18 protein-coding genes are annotated in these 18,080 nt (G+C 54.1%); 6 read left to right on the forward strand and 12 right to left on the reverse strand.

Translation table 11 applies throughout. The annotated features are described in order from the left end of the window. The first annotated feature begins 147 nt into the window (after positions 1 to 147). Both D3P09_RS12435 and D3P09_RS12440 read left to right on the forward strand, forming a co-directional pair. On the forward strand, positions 148 to 1,470 hold the full coding sequence (locus D3P09_RS12435; RefSeq protein ID WP_120110182.1) for a helix-turn-helix transcriptional regulator: 1,323 nt from the start codon (positions 148 to 150) through the stop codon (positions 1,468 to 1,470). Next, the gene (locus D3P09_RS12440; RefSeq protein WP_120110183.1) at positions 1,445 to 2,242 is read left to right on the forward strand and encodes a WYL domain-containing protein; all 798 of its coding nucleotides are present in this window, start codon (positions 1,445 to 1,447) and stop codon (positions 2,240 to 2,242) included. Before D3P09_RS12435 ends, D3P09_RS12440 begins: the two co-directional genes overlap by 26 nt. 44 nt (positions 2,243 to 2,286) lie before the next feature. Here D3P09_RS12440 and D3P09_RS12445 read toward each other — a convergent pair whose 3' ends face one another. Further along, positions 2,287 to 2,997, reverse strand: coding sequence for a 4'-phosphopantetheinyl transferase family protein (locus D3P09_RS12445; protein WP_120110185.1), 711 nt, complete (start codon positions 2,995 to 2,997; stop codon positions 2,287 to 2,289). 346 nt (positions 2,998 to 3,343) lie between these two features. Here D3P09_RS12445 and D3P09_RS12450 point away from each other — a divergent pair, with 346 nt between their 5' ends. The 3 genes from D3P09_RS12450 to D3P09_RS12460 all read left to right on the forward strand — a co-directional run bounded on the left by D3P09_RS12450 (position 3,344) and on the right by D3P09_RS12460 (position 6,347). Next, positions 3,344 to 4,330, forward strand: a complete 987-nt coding sequence (locus D3P09_RS12450; RefSeq protein WP_120110186.1) for a hypothetical protein — start codon at positions 3,344 to 3,346, stop codon at positions 4,328 to 4,330. A gap of 332 nt (positions 4,331 to 4,662) precedes the next feature. Further along, on the forward strand, positions 4,663 to 4,995 hold the full coding sequence (locus D3P09_RS12455) for a PadR family transcriptional regulator (RefSeq protein ID WP_120110188.1): 333 nt from the start codon (positions 4,663 to 4,665) through the stop codon (positions 4,993 to 4,995). Then, the gene (locus tag D3P09_RS12460; RefSeq protein ID WP_120110190.1) at positions 4,992 to 6,347 is read left to right on the forward strand and encodes an FtsW/RodA/SpoVE family cell cycle protein; all 1,356 of its coding nucleotides are present in this window, start codon (positions 4,992 to 4,994) and stop codon (positions 6,345 to 6,347) included. The genes D3P09_RS12455 and D3P09_RS12460 overlap by 4 nt, the downstream gene beginning before the upstream one ends. 218 nt (positions 6,348 to 6,565) lie before the next feature. Here D3P09_RS12460 and D3P09_RS12470 read toward each other — a convergent pair whose 3' ends face one another. From D3P09_RS12470 to D3P09_RS12495, 7 genes are all read right to left on the reverse strand, one after another. Beyond that, positions 6,566 to 7,318 carry an ABC transporter permease gene (locus D3P09_RS12470; RefSeq protein ID WP_120110192.1) on the reverse strand — a complete coding sequence of 251 codons (753 nt, stop codon included), beginning with the start codon at positions 7,316 to 7,318 and terminating at the stop codon, positions 6,566 to 6,568. Further along, complete coding sequence (locus D3P09_RS12475; RefSeq protein ID WP_120110193.1) at positions 7,319 to 8,026, reverse strand: ABC transporter permease; 708 nt, start codon at positions 8,024 to 8,026, stop codon at positions 7,319 to 7,321. It lies immediately after the preceding gene. Beyond that, complete coding sequence (locus tag D3P09_RS12480; RefSeq protein WP_120110195.1) at positions 8,023 to 8,937, reverse strand: ABC transporter ATP-binding protein; 915 nt, start codon at positions 8,935 to 8,937, stop codon at positions 8,023 to 8,025. Before D3P09_RS12480 ends, D3P09_RS12475 begins: the two co-directional genes overlap by 4 nt. 87 nt (positions 8,938 to 9,024) lie before the next feature. Next, a complete protein-coding gene (locus tag D3P09_RS12485; RefSeq protein WP_120110196.1) occupies positions 9,025 to 10,452 on the reverse strand; it encodes an ATP-binding response regulator in 1,428 nt (475 codons plus the stop codon). Further along, entirely contained in the window at positions 10,449 to 11,123 is a 675-nt protein-coding gene (locus D3P09_RS12490; protein ID WP_120110198.1) for a response regulator transcription factor, read from the reverse strand. The genes D3P09_RS12485 and D3P09_RS12490 overlap by 4 nt, the downstream gene beginning before the upstream one ends. Beyond that, positions 11,092 to 11,217, reverse strand: a complete 126-nt coding sequence (locus D3P09_RS28320) for a hypothetical protein (RefSeq protein WP_279387125.1) — start codon at positions 11,215 to 11,217, stop codon at positions 11,092 to 11,094. Before D3P09_RS28320 ends, D3P09_RS12490 begins: the two co-directional genes overlap by 32 nt. A gap of 122 nt (positions 11,218 to 11,339) precedes the next feature. Further along, complete coding sequence (locus tag D3P09_RS12495; protein ID WP_120110817.1) at positions 11,340 to 12,068, reverse strand: polysaccharide deacetylase family protein; 729 nt, start codon at positions 12,066 to 12,068, stop codon at positions 11,340 to 11,342. A 110-nt stretch (positions 12,069 to 12,178) separates the two neighbouring features. Here D3P09_RS12495 and D3P09_RS12500 point away from each other — a divergent pair, with 110 nt between their 5' ends. Continuing rightward, on the forward strand, positions 12,179 to 13,312 hold the full coding sequence (locus D3P09_RS12500; RefSeq protein WP_120110200.1) for a hypothetical protein: 1,134 nt from the start codon (positions 12,179 to 12,181) through the stop codon (positions 13,310 to 13,312). Here the strand turns inward: D3P09_RS12500 and D3P09_RS27670 are convergent. From D3P09_RS27670 to D3P09_RS12515, 4 genes are all read right to left on the reverse strand, one after another. Beyond that, positions 13,293 to 13,460 (reverse strand): hypothetical protein, encoded by a 168-nt coding sequence (locus tag D3P09_RS27670; protein ID WP_165867415.1) that lies wholly within the window; start codon positions 13,458 to 13,460, stop codon positions 13,293 to 13,295. The two genes, D3P09_RS12500 and D3P09_RS27670, sit on opposite strands and share 20 nt — an antisense overlap. A gap of 204 nt (positions 13,461 to 13,664) precedes the next feature. Continuing rightward, positions 13,665 to 14,840, reverse strand: coding sequence for a PQQ-binding-like beta-propeller repeat protein (locus tag D3P09_RS12505; RefSeq protein WP_120110202.1), 1,176 nt, complete (start codon positions 14,838 to 14,840; stop codon positions 13,665 to 13,667). 83 nt (positions 14,841 to 14,923) lie between these two features. After that, the gene (locus D3P09_RS12510) at positions 14,924 to 16,588 is read right to left on the reverse strand and encodes an RNA polymerase sigma factor (protein ID WP_165867416.1); all 1,665 of its coding nucleotides are present in this window, start codon (positions 16,586 to 16,588) and stop codon (positions 14,924 to 14,926) included. Positions 16,589 to 16,753: 165 nt separating this feature from the next. Then, on the reverse strand, positions 16,754 to 18,079 hold the full coding sequence (locus D3P09_RS12515) for an AAA family ATPase (protein WP_243644111.1): 1,326 nt from the start codon (positions 18,077 to 18,079) through the stop codon (positions 16,754 to 16,756). Position 18,080: the final 1 nt, after the last annotated feature.

An 18,080-nucleotide genomic window follows, 5' to 3' on the forward strand; every position in this document is an offset into this window, starting at 1 on the left:
TGACCCTATTGTCCTTCATCTGCGCGTGCGCGAACAGGGCGAAAGTATGGCGACCCGAAGAAAAAACCTCCATTTCCACCACACTATCCTTTTGATAGAATAAAGCGTAAACGATTCAACGAATCCAATCAGCGAGGTGATGCGGCTATGGCAAGAGAGAGCTTCGACAAGGAAATCCAGTTTCTTCGGCTGCTTGCGCTGACCGGGGATGCCTATAACCGGCAGCAATTCGCCGCGCGTCTCGGCATCTCTGTACATACCTATGACAAAACGCTGCGCTACTTGAAAGAAATGATGAACGCCAATCAGCAAGGCCTCTCAGGCGAGCAAGGCATGGAGCTGACAGAGGCGATCCGATACAATCACTATGAGTCAGCCGACCCGCTGCTGCTGTTCCTCTACCGGGCCAAATCGATTAAAGCGTCCGAGAGCATGCGTCTGTCTCTGCTGCTCTCGGCTATGCGCGAGCAAGCATTAACCGCTATGGAGCTGATGGATAGATGCAGCGAGAGCATGCCCGCCGACTATCCGGTGCCTGACGAAAAAACGATTCGCGGGGATCTGAAATATTTGGAGGAAATCGGAGTTATCTTTCGTATGGACGGCAAAAGGCCCTATCGATACCGCGCATCCACCGATCTGGTCGATATGTTGACAGACGATGAGCTCATTGATCTCTATGACTATGTAGATATATTAGCCAATACGCAGATTCCGTCCGTGCAGGGCTATTTGCTGCGAGATACTTTGAAGAAGGCACTGCGGCTAAGAGGTCTTGAGGCGGACATTACCGATTCTCATGTGTACAAATACCACTATCACTCCCGCATTCTGGACGAAGCGCATCTCAATACGATCTATCAGGCGATCGAGGCAAGACGCAAGCTGGCTTTCCTCTACCTGTCGCCGAAGAAGGAGAAGCGTTACGCCGCCAGGAATACCAATCCGCTCTTCGAGCGGGAATCGGAAGGCATCGATCTTACCGTGCTGCCGCTGAAGGTTATCTATGACCATCAATATGGCAGATGGTACTTGATCGCGCATGGCAAGCAAGGCGTCATGAAATTCCGTATGGAGGGATTAACGGGGGTGGAATTAAGCGATGCTGTAACGGAGGATGAGTTCGGCATGCGTCTTGCCCACGCCGAGAGACAGCTGCAGCAAAGCTGGGTGATCGATTCCATGAGACCGCTGACTGTCAAAGTGCGCTTCTTCCGGCCAGAGGGCTCGGCTCATGATTTCGTCCGGGAGCGTGTGGAATCGCAAGGACAGTGGGGGACGATTACGGAGGAGTCGGAGACGACGTTCATCTACGAAATCGTCGTGAACGGCATAACGGAGATCAAGCCATGGCTGCGGAGCTTCGGCTCCAGCTGCGAGGTGCTCGCCCCGCCGTGGCTGCGCAAGGAATTTATCGCGGAATGGAAGGAGATTCAGTCCTACTATGAACCCGTTCGAGAAGATCTTTAATTATCAAATCTTATCGCGGATGGAGGAGACCGGCGCTTTCGCCCTTACCTCGCAGGAGCGGATATGGCTGAAATCGATGCTGGAGCTGGAGGCAGCCCGTCACGCCTTTGCGCCTGAGACGCTGGATAAGCTGAATATGCTGCTTCAGGGCGAAGAGCCCTTCCATCTGCAGCGCATCATTGTCGAGAAAGGCAGGAACAAGGAGCGGCATGTGTACCATCCGCTGCTGCGTCAGCTTCGGCGGTTCATTATTAAGGAGCAAGGCATCCGATTAACGACCGCACTGAAGCACGGAGGACAAAAAGCCAACCAGACCGGCATTCCTTACAAGCTGGAATATTCCATGGTGAAGCGGGAGTGGTATCTGCTATGGTACGGCACGCGCCAGCACAGCCTGATGTCGACCAAGCTTCGCAATATTGTGGAGCTTCATGCGTGGGATCTGCCCATGGAACGCGCAGCCTCCGCCAAAGCAAGGCTCCTCCAGTTGCTAGAGCAGCGCAAGCGGACAGCGCTTGTCGAGGTCATCCCGCAGTATAACGCAGAGCTGTCCCGCATACTGTCAGCCTTCTCCTGCTTTGACAAAAAGGTATCCTATGAAGAAGCCTCTGATACGTACCGCATCCATATTCAGCATCTGGCTGATGAAAGCGAGTTTCTTCTATCCAAAATCCGCTTCCTGGGACTTCGCGTCAAAGTCATTGACGAAGGCTATATGCGAAGACGAATGATCGAAGCCTCTACGAAGGCTCTTATGAGATACGAAGAATGAGAGCCTCTCCCTTGACGGGCAGAGGCTCTCGTTCTTCGTACGGTTTATATAATTCCTTTCGACCAGTCCCACTCCAGCATGATCCGAAGCTCCTCAAAGCTCCATCTTGTCACATTCAAAGGAAACTGCTCGGCCTCAGAGCAAGCTGCCAGCTTATGGTTCTCATCCAGCTCATATGTCCTGAAATAAAATGGCTCGCCTTCCGGCTCCAGCGTAATGCTGCGATCCTCATTCACTGTAATGGAGAAGGAGTGAAGAGGAATCGAGAGCCCTTCTCCCCTGCACTTGATATAGCTCTCCTTAAGCGTCCACAGCTCATAGAAGTGCGGCAGGCGCTCCCCGTGAGGATACGACATCAGCCCCTGATACTCCCGTTCGGACAGGAATGATTCCGCTATGTTCATATCAATCGGCTTAATCTCCTCCACATCCACGCCTACCAGAGCCTGGCTTACGAATACGGCAACCCATTCTCCCGAATGGGAAACATTGAAATGGAAGGAGCTATGGCCGATTAACGATGGCTTGCCATATTCATTCTTGTCAAATCGAATTTGCTCCTTGCAGAGCCCCAGCCGACTCATAATGGCAGCGCGCACGAGCGCTTCACCTAGCAGCGTCCGGTACGCGTCCTTCAAAAACCGCAGCTTCTTGACTTTCCCCCGCTTCTCATCGGATACCTGATTCAGCAGCCAGTTATAATCATCCATCCCCATAACGGACGGTATGTGCAAGACAATGATTTCAACGTTCAACTTGTGAAACACCCCCGCTCGATGTCGGTCTTAGGACGCATATGGATCATACATGTCCCACCCCTATCGTAGTGAATGACTCCAACTTTTGTAAGGGAGATTTTTGTGAGAATTGGGGGAAATTTCAATGATTTTGCATGAATTAGTCATTTTAGCGGTTGAAAACGGCATTGTATAGGAGGTATGCTAATTACGTTTTTTTATAACTGTTTTTTGCAGAGGAGGGAACGCATTCGCGTATTCGGATTGCAATGTCCATACCATCAGGGGGAGTCCAACATAATGTATAAACCATGCCGATCATTCCAGCTATGTACGAATCCGATGATTGAAGGAGGTTTACAATATGTTCCCTGCCTCGCCGGCCTATGTCCCGGTTCTCTTGCACGTCAAATGGTTCATTCGGGACCATGACTGGACACCGCAGGACCTTGTTCGCGTTATAACCCCTACGTTTCTCTTTTGGCTAGGTTTTACCCTATTCGTCCTGCTAATCGTTTCCTTGAGCACGCCTTATATTAACCGCCACCCTTGGAGCCTTGCCGTCGACCGGTTCATGAATCGGCTTAAGCCCCATATGCTTACAGTCCTTCGAATTGGGCTCGGCATCGGGCTGATTATGCAGCTGGCTACCGGCACCTACCTGGCGCCGACACTTGTATCTAATGATCCTGGAGTCTATGTGATTCTGACCATTGCTATTCTAGGTTTAATCCACAAGCGAACGCTTGTCATAAGCGGAGCCGCTATTCTTACGCTTTACATTATCGTTTCACGCCAATATGGTTTGTTTCATGCGCTTGACTATATGTTTTACCTCGGCATCATCTACACGCTGTTCGTCGCGAATACACGCCTTCATCACACTTACCCCATCGTACTCTATCTATTCTCGGGAGTCTCGCTCGCCTGGCTGGCGATGGAGAAATTTACGCTCGCCAAGCTGGCTTGCTCGCTGATGCACGAATACGGCATTCCTTCCTTAGGCTTTACGGTCGAAGACTTTGTCCTGATCAGCGCCTTCATCGAACTTGGACTGGCTTGGGCGTTTATCGCCGGACTATTGAACCGATTCAGCGCGCTTATGCTCACTGGACTTTTCCTGATGACGACCACGATATTCGGAGTAACCGAAATTATCGGCCACGCCGTCGTACACACCCTGCTTGTTGTATTCATTATTGGCGGCAGAGATGCCTCCACTACGCTGCATCGCCTAATGCCCAACGCCATTATGCGGCATACCAGCGTGCTTGTATCGTTCACCCTGCTGCTATTCGGCCTCATGAGCATTTATATCTGGATGGGACAACCGAACGGATGGTTCGCCTAACCCTCTGCGCTGCGACTCGCAGACGCAAATCCAAATGTAAGAAGCATACAGCCAAGAAACTCGGGTTGCAGCCGGAATCCCGACCTAGCAGCCGCCTTGGCGAAGGCATCTTTCGCCGGCGGCTGCTTATGCCAGCAGAAGTGATTGGTCCGCATTGGACAAGTCCGGAATCGCTCCATTCAACCCGATCCATTATCTGACGGATCGGGTTCATTCTTTTTTGGGCTCCCATTGCCGTTTACGCCTTGAAATATCGTGAATGTGATTATATACTTATACCTAGATATTCGATGCATTGAAAATAAAGGTATAGGAGGAGATGATACGAAGCCATGAAAATCAACAAAGAACTGATGAAGGGAAGCACTGTCATCCTTATTCTGTCGTTGCTTAGCCGAAAGGATATGTATGGCTATGAGATGACGAAGGAAATTGAACGGAGTTCAGCGAGTGTATTCACCTTCAAGGAAGGAACCCTGTACCCGATCCTGCATACGCTTGAGGTAGAGCGCATGGTCGAGGCTTATTGGCATGAGGAAGGCGGGCGGAAACGCAAGTATTACCGCATCACAGAAGAAGGACGGCGCCAGTTGGAGGAGAAGCATAAGGAATGGACGCTGTTCCGCACAACGGTTGACCGCGTAATCGGGGAGGGCAGCCTATGACCGGCCGTCTTGCAAGCCATCCTCTGGTTGGCGCTTACATAGAAGAAATTTGCACTCATGTGAAAGCCAAGGATGTCCATGAGGACATTAAGCTTGAACTGCTCGGGCATCTTACTGAGCGAATCGAAGAGTTAATGGAGGCTGAGTCATTAACCGAAGAGGAAGCCATTCAGACTGCTGTGAAGCAAATGGGTGACGCCAAGCAGGTGGGCGTCGGCCTCAATGCCGCGCATAAGCCAAAGCCGGAATGGAGCGTTATCGGCATAATCGCCGCCATGATTGGCATTGCGCTGTTCACGATTATATTCGCCCTGCCGGAATCGCCGCATGGCAGCTCATCCTCTGTTTCGAAAATAGTCTGCGGATTAATAGGTATCGTACTGCTGGTTGTCCTCTACTTCGCCAATTATCGCAAGCTGCTGAAGCTGTCGTGGCCCCTGTATTGGGCGACAATCATATTGATGGCTATCGCCGAATTGTACGGACCCACAGTCAATGGCTCTTCGAAATGGATTATGATAGGCAGCGTAGGCTTCAACATTTTTGCCTGCTCTCCTTATCTTCTGATTATCGCATGTGCAGGCATTCTCTATATGCAGAAGAAAGAGGCTGTTGTTCCTTCCCCTGGTCTTCTTAGCCAGTTCAAGAATGGACTGAAGCAAGCGGCTATATTAATTATGATTCCAGCTTATTTTTATTTGACCGCACCCGGGTTAGCAGAGCTCGCTATCTACTCGTTTGGCTTATTCGTCATGCTTCTCTTGTATGGAAGGCTTCGCTTTTTGACCTTAATTATCGGGTCGTTTGGAGTTGTGGCCTTCATCATGTTCACGCGTGTGCCCGCACGGTTCAATTATGCATGGGAAAGGATCACAGGATATCTAGGCAAGGACCCGAATATCAACTACCAGACTGAACGCTCCCTCGAAGCCATACAATCCGGCGGCATCTGGGGACAAGGACTTGCCAGCCCTAATAACCGATTGCCTCATCAAAGCAACGAAATGATGTATTCCTACCTGATCTACAGCCTCGGCTGGGTATTCGGAGCTGCTGTTGCCCTTCTCGTCCTGGCTTTTATCGTTCGCATTGTCCGCATGGCCTTCAAGACAAATGATTTCTACGGAAGAGGTCTCGTGATCGGCTTATGCGCTGTGTTCGGGATTCGTCTCGTGTGGAATTTGCTCATGTGTCTCGGTTTGTTGCCAATCATGGGCATTGAATTGCCGTTCCTGCATCTCAGTTCTGTATCCGTCCTGGAATTCGCTCTCGTCGGCCTTATGCTTAGCGTATATAGACGCAAGGATATGGCGGGCCGTTCCGCCGCCCTGCAATCGCCGACTCAGACCTAATTGCCAAACGATGGACAATCCTGACTGCCCAATGAAAAAAGCCGAAGGCTAATTAGCCTTCGGCTTCTTGGATCTGAAACGGCATTACTGCTTTTTCGCCAGCAATAACGAAGTGATTTTCTCTAGCTGCATCTCCAGGGAGAACGGATCTTCCATGACGAACTCGTCGCCGAACTCGCCATACATGTAGACATTGCCGTTTTTGACCGCTAACGAATCTAAATCTCTTTGCGCTGCATATGGACAAGGCCTCCCAGCAGAAACACGACAAAGCTTCCACCGATCGTGATCAACACATTCTCAATCGGCAGCGTAAAGGCGCCGAAGTCCATCCCCCCGCCGCTGACTGACAGCATGGCAAGCGCGGGCTGGGCCCATGGATAGAACGGACCATAATCTGCGGAGTTCACGATCAGGATATTAGGCAGCGTAAAAGCCACATTGATCGCAAGCGGAGCGGCAAAGCTGCTCCAGCCGATGGAAGCCCACAGCTGCAAAGCCGCTAGCGGCAAGCAGGCCACCCATCCGCTGAGGAGTGAAGGCCACGCGATGGCCCAGTCTATCCCGCCCGCTATGTCATGATAATAGGTTGCCAAGACCAGCGCAGCCATCGTCAGCAGCTGTGTAATACCCAGCAATACGGCTACCGTCACGAATTTCGCCAGATACAGCCCCCTTCTCGTCACGGGCAGCGACAGCATGCTCTTCCACCCGCCGCCCCCGTGCTCGAAGCGGCATACGAACGAAGCGAAGATGCCGGTCAGAATCGGCAGCAGCAGCATGGCGTGGAGAGTAAGCACTGCCGATTGAAGCACGGCATACTGCTCTGCAGCAGATGTGCCATCAAGCGATGTGAGCAAGCCGATAACAAGTCCGATGACCGGACTAACCGGAACAAGCAGCCAGATCGGGGACCGCCCCAGCTTCAGCCGTTCGGAGGCCAGCAAGCCCATAAAGGATTTCAGCTTCATCTAGTCCACGTCCCTTCTCGCAAAATGAACCATCCCCGCAAGCAGCACGACCAGTCCGCCCAGAGCCCCTGCCGCCAAAAAAATCTCCTGCTTCTGCGCTTTGTAGGCAAGCAGCGGCCAGGTCAGAGGAAGCCATTCCGCGATAGCGAACATCGACAAGACGGCAAGCACGACGCCAAGCGTGATGGGAACCGCCTGATTGCGCAGCGTGAGGCACATCCAGAGCAGCAGGGCCAGAAGCGGCAAGGCTGCGATAAACGGATAGAAGCCAAGCTTGGCAATGTCGGCTAGCGGAAGCGCCCATCCGAAGCCAAGCCCCAGACCAAGCGCTATGCTCCCCAGCGCCAGCACAATGCAGGATACGCCAAGCATAATGGCAGCAACCGCAAACTTGGAGAAAAACACGGCAGTCCGCGAGATAGGCAGCGCAAGCAGCTGCTTCCACGAGCTTGTATGATGCTCGATATTGGCGAGAAGCGAGCATAGAATCGTAATGCCCATCAGCAGGGCGATCGGTACGAATACAGCTATATTATTGAGCAAACCGCCCCATAAGTCGGCTGCATAGCTTTTCTTCAAATAGTCGTAGCGCAAGCCGAAATTAAGCGCCTGCATCGCGATCAAGCCGACGGGACCGAGGCATACGAGAAACCACAGCCCTTTTCCCTTAAGCTTGAGCCAGTCGGAATGCATTGCCTTCAGCATCATAAGCCCCGGCCCTCCCCGACAATGCGCAGGAAGAGCTCCTCCAGCGACTTCCGCCTTTCCTCCACCCGATATACGGCATGTCCGCTCGCCACCAGCTCCCTGACCGCCCTGGCGACATATTCATCATCCGTTTGGCCGATCGTGAGCAGCGCTCCTTCATGTTGCGATGGAATGCCGCTCTGCGCCAGCACCCGCATCGCCTTCATCGAATCGGACACGCGCAGCGCCATGCTGCCATGCGCTTGCTCCCGCAGGCTCGCCATGGAGTCCTGGAACACCATCTCTCCTTGGCGGATAATGCCTACCGTATTCGCCATTTGCTCCACTTCACTGAGCAGATGGCTGGAGATCAACACCGTAATGCCATGCTCGCGCGGCATCGCCTTAATCAGCTCGCGAATTTCCAGAATGCCTGCAGGGTCGAGGCCGTTGGTCGGCTCATCGAGCACCAGCAGCTCAGGGCTGCCGAGCAGGGCGCTGGCTATGCCGAGCCGCTGCTTCATGCCGAGCGAGAAGCCTTTGACCGGCCGCTTCGCTTCCTTCGACAGGCCGACAATGTCCAGCACCTCGCTGATTCTGTTCTTGGGCGCATCAATAATGCGCCGAATCGCCTCCAGGTTGTCTGTTGCGCTCAGATGACCATAGTAGGACGGGTATTCGACCAGGGAGCCTACTCTTCTTAAGATTTGCAGCCGGTTGCGCCGCAGCGGCTGGCCGAAGATTTGAATATTTCCCCCGCTGGGCTGGATCAAGCCGAGCAGCATCCGAATGGTCGTCGTTTTGCCTGCCCCGTTCGGCCCGAGAAAGCCGAATATTTCCCCTCTGCCAATCTTCAAATTCAAATTGGATACCGCATAACGCCCCTTATATCGCTTGCTGAGACCGCTCGTCTCGATAATCCATTCCTTCACCTTCCATCACCTCGACTACCAGCATAACGGCGCCAGGTTAAAAGAAGGGACGGCCAAGTTTAAATTTCGTTTAAAAAAAAGCCGGCATCAGACGCCGGCTCCGTCACTAGTATTCGATTCGTAGATCAAAATGCGTGTCCCTTGCTCCAAGCTTTCCCGCTGCCAAGCAAGCCCCATCTCCCGCAGCAGATACTCCACAATCGCGAGGCCGATGCCTGCCCCCTTGCCCGCTCCATGTCCATTGCCGGCATTCAAGCCCGGGCCGCGGTCTTCAATAACCAGGATGCTCTGGCCGTCCCGATGACCCAGGCGGATGCCTATATAACGGCCCTCCGCCGCATGCCTGACCACATTCTGGAACAGATTGTCCAGCACGCGGCGGAAGCCCTCCCGGTCTACCTTCCAGACAAGAGGCGCACCGGGCAAGCTGATGTCCGCTTCAATCCCCTCATTCTCCCATACGGGATACCAGGATGCGGCGCTCTGGCGCGTCAGCCTCAGCACATCCTGCGGCTCCAGCGACAGCTGGTAACGCCCGCTGGTCATAAGCGTATACGACAGCAAATTATCAATCAGGCCGCCAAGCCCTTCCGTCTTATGCTCCAGAACGGAGACCGCTTCCTTGCCCTTATCAGTTAGCGGCTCGCTCTTCAGCGTATAGAGATGCCCTCTCATCACGGTAAGCGGCGTTCTTAGATCATGCGACAAATTCGAGATCAGCCGTTTGCGCAGCTCCTCCTCCTCCGTCTGCCTAAGCCGCCCCACCTTCAGCTGCTCTACCATGCCGTTGAAGGCGGACTCCAGACCGCCGATCTCATCCTGCCGTTTCTCCTCTACAGGCGCGGGCAAGCCATGATCATCTCTAAGCGACATCGCAGCTTGAAGCGCCAGTAGCCGCTTGCGGATATGCATGAAGAACAGCAGCGATACCGCTGCCAGAAAAGCGAACATCAGAAAGATGAAGCCGACAATGAATGGCGTACCGGACGCGGAGCCGGAAGCGGCATGGAGCTCGCTCCGCGGCAATTGCAGCACCATAAAGGCTGTACTGCCATTCTCCTTCCCGAGGAAGGAGACAACGGTGAACGGATCGCCGTTAATGCTTGCTTTCATGAACCGGATCGCGCTGTCTGCTGTCCATTGCTCGTATCCCGCAGCCCCTTCGGGAAGCTCAAGCCGCGTCCTCCCCTCCTCGTCGACCCAGAAGAGGGAGGCGTCCGGATATTGGTCCGCCAACGCGCGGATTCGTATGTCGATCTCCTCCGGCGTCAAGCCTTCCATCTTCCCGGCTTCAGCATGCCATGCCGACTCGACTTCGCTCGCTCCGCCATACTTCATCTCCCCGGTCGTATCGGGGTACATCGCCAGTTGGGCGAGCATATAGAGCATGCTTGCCAGCGGGATAATAATCGGAATAAATAGAAAAGCTCCCAGCACAATCAAGAGGTACCGGGTGAGCAACGATTGCCGCGCCAGCCAGCCCGGCTTTCTGCCCTTAGACCAGCGGGCGCTCATGCCCTCACCCTGTAGCCGATGCCGCGCACCGTCTCGATGATCTCAGGAGCAGCCGGATTTCTCTCAATCTTCTCTCGCAAATAGCGGATATGAACCATCAGCGTCTTGTCGCCTTCGAGATAGGACTCTCCCCATACCGCCTCGTAGATCTGTTCCTTCGTCATAATCTGATTCAGATGCCGCAGCAAATAATGAAAGATATGAAACTGCTTGCCGCTAAGCGCAATCTCCTCGCCCGTATCCCGGTTCACGATCCGGTTCTCCCGTTCGTAGACAAGCAAATGCTTGACCGGCAGGCACTCCGTTTCAATCGAGCCGAAGCGGCGCAGCAGCACTTCTATACGGGCAGTCAGCTCATCCGGATGGAACGGCTTCGTCACATAATCGTCTGCAAACTGCAGGCCTTGCAGCTTGTCGTCGATAGCCGTCCTGGCGGATAACAGCAGGATGGGCAGCGCCGGCAGCGACTTCTTCAGCCTCTGTCCGACCGTAAATCCATCCAATCCCGGCAGCATGACGTCCAAAATAACGAGATCGCAATTCTGTGCCTCCTCAAGCGCCCGGTCCCCGCTCCGAAGCCACTTCACCTTATAGCCGCCGGCTTCCAGATGGCCGCTTACGAATTCCCCAATCTCCCGGTCATCCTCTATGTACAGCAACGTAGCCGTCAATTGCTTCTCCCCCCAGCAATGCGCAATGCATGAACCTGCGAGCAGCAGCCGTCTGGCCGATTCTCCCCTGCCAGACGAATGGCATACCGCTCATTTTATTAGTCCCCTACATCATATCATGGTCATTGCTTTAATCGCACACCCTGCATGGTTATGACCCGGTTATCTTCCAAAAAACGCAAAAAGGCCCGGCATCCGCCGGACCGCTTACCGGTCTTACTGATTCACATGCGGCACTTGATCGTACCCGATCAATTCCGATACGGTGACGAACCGGAAGCCGCGCTGCTTCAGCTCGGGCAAGATTTGCTGCAGCGCAGACACCGTCTGGGACTGCCCGCCCACAAAATCATGGAACAAGATAATATCTCCATTCCTCGCATTGCGGAGGACCTTGTTCACAATTTTATGTACGCCCGGCCGCTTCCAGTCCTCCGTGTCCTGATGCCAGGACCAAAGCACAACCTGATAGTGAAAAGCCTTGGCCGCATCGACCAGCCGGTCGCTGTAGTAGCCTCCCGGAGGACGGAAAAGAGTTGGCTTCCGGCCCGTGATGCGAGTAAGGGTCTCCTCTGTCTGTTCAATTTCTTTTTTCATCGCAGCAAGTGAAGAACGATTGTTAAAGAAAGGATGATTGAACGTATGATTCGCCAGCTCATGTCCCCCTTCAACTTCTTGTCTCACGATATCTGGATAGCGCTCCGCATGTTTTCCAATAATAAAAAACGTAGCTTTCGCATCATATTCCGCCAGCAGCTTCAAAATTTCAGGCGTATCCTCCGGGCTTGGCCCGTCGTCAAAGGTCAGGGCAATCACCTTCTCTTGCGTCGGCACTTCCCAGACGATCTCGCCCCTTGTCTCATAATATTTTCGTTCCTTCGCGCCCGCAGCGGGAGTTGCCCCGGCAGCCGGAGGCATCATCAACATGATGCAACAAAGAGCCATAGCCGCTTTCCATTTCACCGTACTCACTCCTACTCGTAATTTCAAGATGCCTAACGGGTAGGATTTCCTTATTCAGCGCAAAGCTATACCTTTTAAGAAGGAGACTGATTATGAATCGTCCATTGCAAAGCTTGCCAGTCGTCATTGTATGGAAAACAATTCTATCCGCCTTTCTCTTCACCGTCATCGGCTTGGCATATGCCTCCGGTCATGCCGACGCAGCCCCATCGAGCGCTGAGCTTCATGTGCGGTCCTCCCCAGATGCGCAGCATGAATCAGTCAAGCCGCTGCCGCCTGCGCTGCTGGATGGCTTGATGAGCATCGGGAACGGGCCGCAGCCTGCCTCCGATCTCTATCTTACGGTCCGGCAGACTGCAGGGAACAGCATTATGATCTATACGCTCGACGCACTCGGCAATCTTCATCGGGAAGACGGACAAGTCTTTCTCCTGAGGCCTGCCGCCAGAAGCAAGCTCTTGCATGAAGCGCGGCAACTGCGCTCTCAACATTACGGAGAGCTGCTTCCATGGCAGGAAGCGAAATCGGTCATTCCGCGCAAGGCCAACCTGACGGTCGTCGATCTGGAGACCGGCCTTCGCTTCAATGCACAGCGCAGGGCCGGGAGCAGCCATGCAGATGTGCAGCCTTTGACCAAAGTAGACAGCGAGACGATGAAGGAAATCTACGGCGGCAAGTGGAGCTGGCATCGCAGGGCGATTCTGGTCATTGCCAATGGCCGTACGCTGGCCGCTTCCATGCATGGCATGCCTCATGGCGGGGACGGCATCCCGGACAACGGCTTCCGGGGACACTTCTGCATTCACTTCCAGGGGAGCGCCACTCATGGCAAAGGAAATATTGATCTGGGCCATCAGCTGATGGTCGCCAAAGCATCCGGGACGCTTGAGCGCTTTATCGGCGCGCTCGATCCCTATGATGCCGTCAATGCCTTCTTTCTTGCCAATGAATATGGCGACCGGGCGCTTATGCGCGCCGTGTTCGCAGACAGCCTGTCGCCGCAAGCGAATAGCAGACATTTCGGCGCTGAGGAAGCCGCAATTCGCCACCAGTTTATAGAGTCGGAAGATATTCCCGGCACGGCATTGACGGCTGCAATCCGGGTAGAGACTTGCCAGGCGCGCGGAGGGAAATGCGTGAACAAAACCATGAGCCTCTTCCATCTGGGCCGTCTGTCTCCGATGGACGCATGGAAAATCGATGAAATTACAAGGTCGAAGCAATAGGCGCGACAATGCTTGTGTCTTTTTCTACTTTCGCCTTCTCCAATCCCGCAATGGCAAATGCGCCGGAGATGACCAGCATCACCGATGAAAGAATCAGCAGGCCGTCCGATAAAGAAACCTCCGGCTCGGCGGCCTTTTTCTTAGCCATAACGCAATAACCTCCCTTCACAATGATGCTTACCGTCAGCATATGAACGGGCGAATGCCCGCTCCACGGCGCATGCCCAGCTGAATACGAATAACGGCCCTCTACCTGATTGGAAGAGGGCCGCGGGTACCGGCAGCTTACGGTGTTGGACCTTTGCATTTTTTGGCGAAGAGTCCATTGTCTTATTCGTGTGCGACTGGCGTCTTAATGCAGCGCATAGAGGGAGCCGTCCTGAGAAGCATAATATACCGCCCCGTCGCCAATGGCAGGCGAGGATAGTATAGGCGCCTTCGTTCCCTCGAATCGCCATAGCTCCTTGCCCGTCTCCAGGTCAATCGCATAAAAAGCATCAATGCCAAGCGAATTATCTGTATATGCCGAGCCAAAATAAGCGATTTTGCCCGCTATGGACGGCGAGCCAAACACTCTGCTGGCCAGCGGAAAATCCAAACGATTCTTTCCGCCAAGCCTGTCGAATACATGCACGACTTTGGAATCTGATGCCCCAATGACGACATATTCTTCGCTCACGGCAGCCGATGAGGCGATCCAAGATCCGCTCGGCGACCGATGGCTCCACAGCTCCTTGCCGGTATCGGCATCTGTCGCATAAACGTATTGGTCGCGGGAGCCGTAATACAATACGCCATCTCTATAGGCTAGACCCCCATGAATCATGCCGTGAGTAACCGACCATATCTGTTCGCCAGTCTTGCGATCCAGAGCGGTCACCTTGCCCCGCGTGTCGGCGGCATAGACACGGTCCTCAGTGACTACCGGCTTTCCATGCACGGTTGCCTCCAGAGCATGCGACCAAATCACTGAGCCGTCCTTGCGGTCAATGGCATAGAACAAGCTGCCCTCTGAGCCTACGTAGAGCGTATCGCCGTCCACAGCGGGAGAGCTGTAATAATAATCCCAGTAGTCTACATTCTTCACTGCAAGCTGACTGTCCAGCTCCACGGTCCATTTTTGCCTCCCTTTATTGTCGAGCGCATACAGATTGGACTTCCCATCCAGAAAATAAATGAAATCGCCTGCCGCAAAAGAAGAAGACCGGATGGCGCCTTTGGCCTGAAATGTCCACTTCTCCGTCCCGTCTTCGGCATTCACCGCATAGAACATCCCCGCTTCATCTCCGATATACAGCGTATCTCCCGCTAATACCGGAGAGCTGTGGGTCTTGCTCCCCAGCTTCACACTCCACTTCTCGCCGGTCAGCACCGGAAGCCCGCTTGCCTCGAATACGCCTGTATTGTGCAGATCTCCCCGATACTGCCCCTTCGCCCCGTCTTCCACGGACGAATCATTGCCCGTCTTTGCGCAGCCTGTGACGAGCGTTACACACACCGCCAAAAGCAGCAGCCACTTCTTCGCCATCGGTATCCCTCCATCGTTATCAATCGCGCAAGCTTGCGCCCCAATAAGATGATCCCGGCCGCGTGTATTTTCTTACAACTTTTTTATGTCAAAAGCTGCAGCATCGTCTTTAAACGGCTTACTCCGCTGCGCTCCGCATCCCGAATGCCTCGAAGCAGCAAGACGCCTTCCTTCCTGATCTCGCTCCGGTCCATTCTTCCGCCATGGGGGAAGGGGAACAACGTCTTCAGCCGCTGGAAACCGGCGAGCGCTTCCAGGTATGACGCAGCCGCTTCTCCGGCCAACTCTGCCAGCGCCCGGCCGCACATACCGAAGGCTGCGCATTCCTTCTTCAGCTCCAGCAAATACTGATAAGCAAAATATCGGCTGCTTGCCGTGCTCCATACGAGGTGGGCATGCTCGTGAGGATCGGCTTTTCCTAAGTCTAACAGACCCATCCAGACATCATAAGCAGCAAGGCCGTATGCATACTCCGTATTAGGCGAGGATTCATCTCCTTCCGCATGTTCGATCACATCGGTCAAAGCCGCTTTTAACGCTTCTATAGGCTCAACTTCGGCAAACCGCCCGAGAGACAGCACGAACAGCTCCGAGCTGCCTGCCGGTCCAAGCTCTTCATAGGGAATGTCCGTCCCTTCGAACAGCCCCGTCATATGAAAGCGGCGACGCTGGTCGTCATATCCGTGTATGAGAGCAAAATATTCGACCCGGATGCCCCACACGATAACGGGATGGCCGGCATCCAGCGATTGTTGGACAAATGCATATGCCTCCATCAGCTTATCGCTCACCGATGATACCTTCCCCCCGTCGCCAATGCTCGCAGACTGGTAGCCCAGCCGCCGAAGCGCCTTCCTGTACACAGCGGGCCAATGAATCCCTCTTACCGCCTTGGCATCGACCGACGTCCGCTTTACTTGCAACCGGAATGCAAGGCCGGTTCGTCCCATAATCTCGGGAAGCGTGTATCGGACGCTATCCTTATATTGAATGGCATGAAGCACGCATAAGGCGAATGAATCCCAAATCTCCCCGAAGTATAGGCTATCAATGCCAAGCTGCTTGCTTCGCCGCTTTTCCCCGCCGCTGGATCGCTCCTTCAAGTATTGAGTCAGCTTCGACTGATAAGTCAGCAGCTGCAGCTTGCGCCGCGACCTTGACAGCGTTGTGTATACATTAGCGGAAGAGGTATCATACAGGCTGGCAATTTCCTGCGGCGTACGTTGATAGAACACCAGCTCCTCCAGCATGCCTCGCTCCTTTCGGTTCAATAAGCGAAGCAGGCGATATAATGCCTGCTCGTTCTCGTAACGCAAAAGCAGCTCAAGCGGATTGTCATCCCGGCATTGCGCACGCGATGCGGAAAGCAGCGTATGAATCCGCCACTCTACCGTCTCCTCTTCATTGCTTGAAGCGTCCCTGCTCCCGTAGGCGGCAAAAGGAAGCTCCTTGGCGTACGGCCCTCCCCTGCGGACTATCCGATAGGCGCGATTGCGCACAATCCGCTTCATCCAGCCGAGAAATTTCTCCGGCTCGCGCAGCGCGCCCAGCAGCATATAAGCTCGCATCATTGAATCCTGAAGCACATCCTCTGCCATATGCCTCTCCCGCGTCACCTCCAGCGACCAGCGAAGCATTCGGCCCCGATGCCTCTGCATCAGCACATTGTAAGCCGTATCACTGCCGGATTGCGCGAGTCGGACCAGCTCCGTGTCCATCATCTCATGGCATCGTTCGATCGAATGCATGCCGCTATTCCCCTTTGCCTCCGTATCTTCCTCCATGGTAGCAAATAACTTCGGCCCGGATAATATGACAAATCCACGATTAATAGGCCATACAGCGGAACTTTCCCTGCATGGCCTTGATTGATTGCCCTTTTATGTCCAGTTGACGGACTAGACCTCTAGGATTTACAAAAATCCGACGGAGCCTCTATCCTTCATCCAGTCGCCGCTCTTGCTCTTCGAATAATCCGACTTCATCTCATCGATAATGCCCATCAGCCGCACTTCGCCTTCATAATGCATCTGCAGCGCCGCCGACACATACAGCTCGCTCAGCTGGGCGAACGTAAAACCGTCTGTCCGTCTCGCCGCCTCATGCATGGTATCGCCGTCGACCAGCTTCTCCATTCCCTTGCGCTGCATATAAGCAAGCCGCAGGGGCTCGTCCGGCGATTTCACCTCATAAGCCCGGTCGAAGCGCCCGGCGCGATTCATGAGCGCAGGGTCGATCCGCTCGGGATAATTGGTTGTTCCGATCAGGAAGACGCCTTCCTTGGAGGCAACCCCGTCCAGAATGTTCAGGAAATACGAGCGGCATGATTCCGGCATGGAATCGATATCCTCAATGACGAGCACCATCGGAGCCATCCGTACGGCTGCCGAGAATACCTCGCTGATCGATTCGCTGTTCGTATACTCCGTAATCTGCCAGTAGGCGACCGGGGCGCCCACCGTGCCGGAGATCGACTTCACCAGCGTCGTCTTGCCGTTGCCCGGCTTGCCATAGAGCAGTATTCCCCTCTTATACGGAATGCCGTATGTCTGAAAGAAGGAGCCTTCCTCGTTGAAAAATTCGTCTACCGAGCGGTAAATATGCGTTTTCAACGTCTCATCCATGAAGACATCGTCCCGTTCGACAGGACTGGACGCGCTAATCGTCTCCCGCTCCAGCCCGTCCCTTGTATCGCTGTAGAGCATAATCTTCCGGCTGGCGAGCTGGCGTACCCTCATATCGGACAGGAACGCGGCCATCCCTTCGTCATGCTCGGCGAAGATCAAATCTTCATAGCCCAATCCGTGATTGAGCATTTTGGGGATACGGGCGAACGCAACCTTGAATTCCGGATACAGGAACAGGTTGTTGCGGACGGACGGCCTGATCTCGTACCCGCCCTGACGCAAGGCCAAGGCGGGATCCGCTTCATAGCGGAATGTATCCGTCTCTACCAGGTCGTAGAGGCTGGCCCCATGCTCGACACCGGGATGCCCTCTGCGGATATCCTCCTCCAGCGAGTCCCACATATCATTGCTGTCCTCCTGGTAGTAGAGGCGGAATGGACAACCGAACCGCTCCTGCAGATAGTGAAAGATGCGGCGTACCGTCTCCGGATAATCAAAGTAGACCTTGCCCGATAGAGAAGCTCCCTTGCCCCGAGGAGCAAGGAAAGGGGCAGCTTCCATCTTGGGGGCTGCGTTCATGACGACTGGGGTGAATGGCGCAGTTGCTCTCATG

Origin of the sequence: Paenibacillus pinisoli, assembly GCF_003605435.1 — a bacterium.
In the GTDB taxonomy this organism is placed as follows: domain Bacteria; phylum Bacillota; class Bacilli; order Paenibacillales; family Paenibacillaceae; genus Pristimantibacillus; species Pristimantibacillus pinisoli.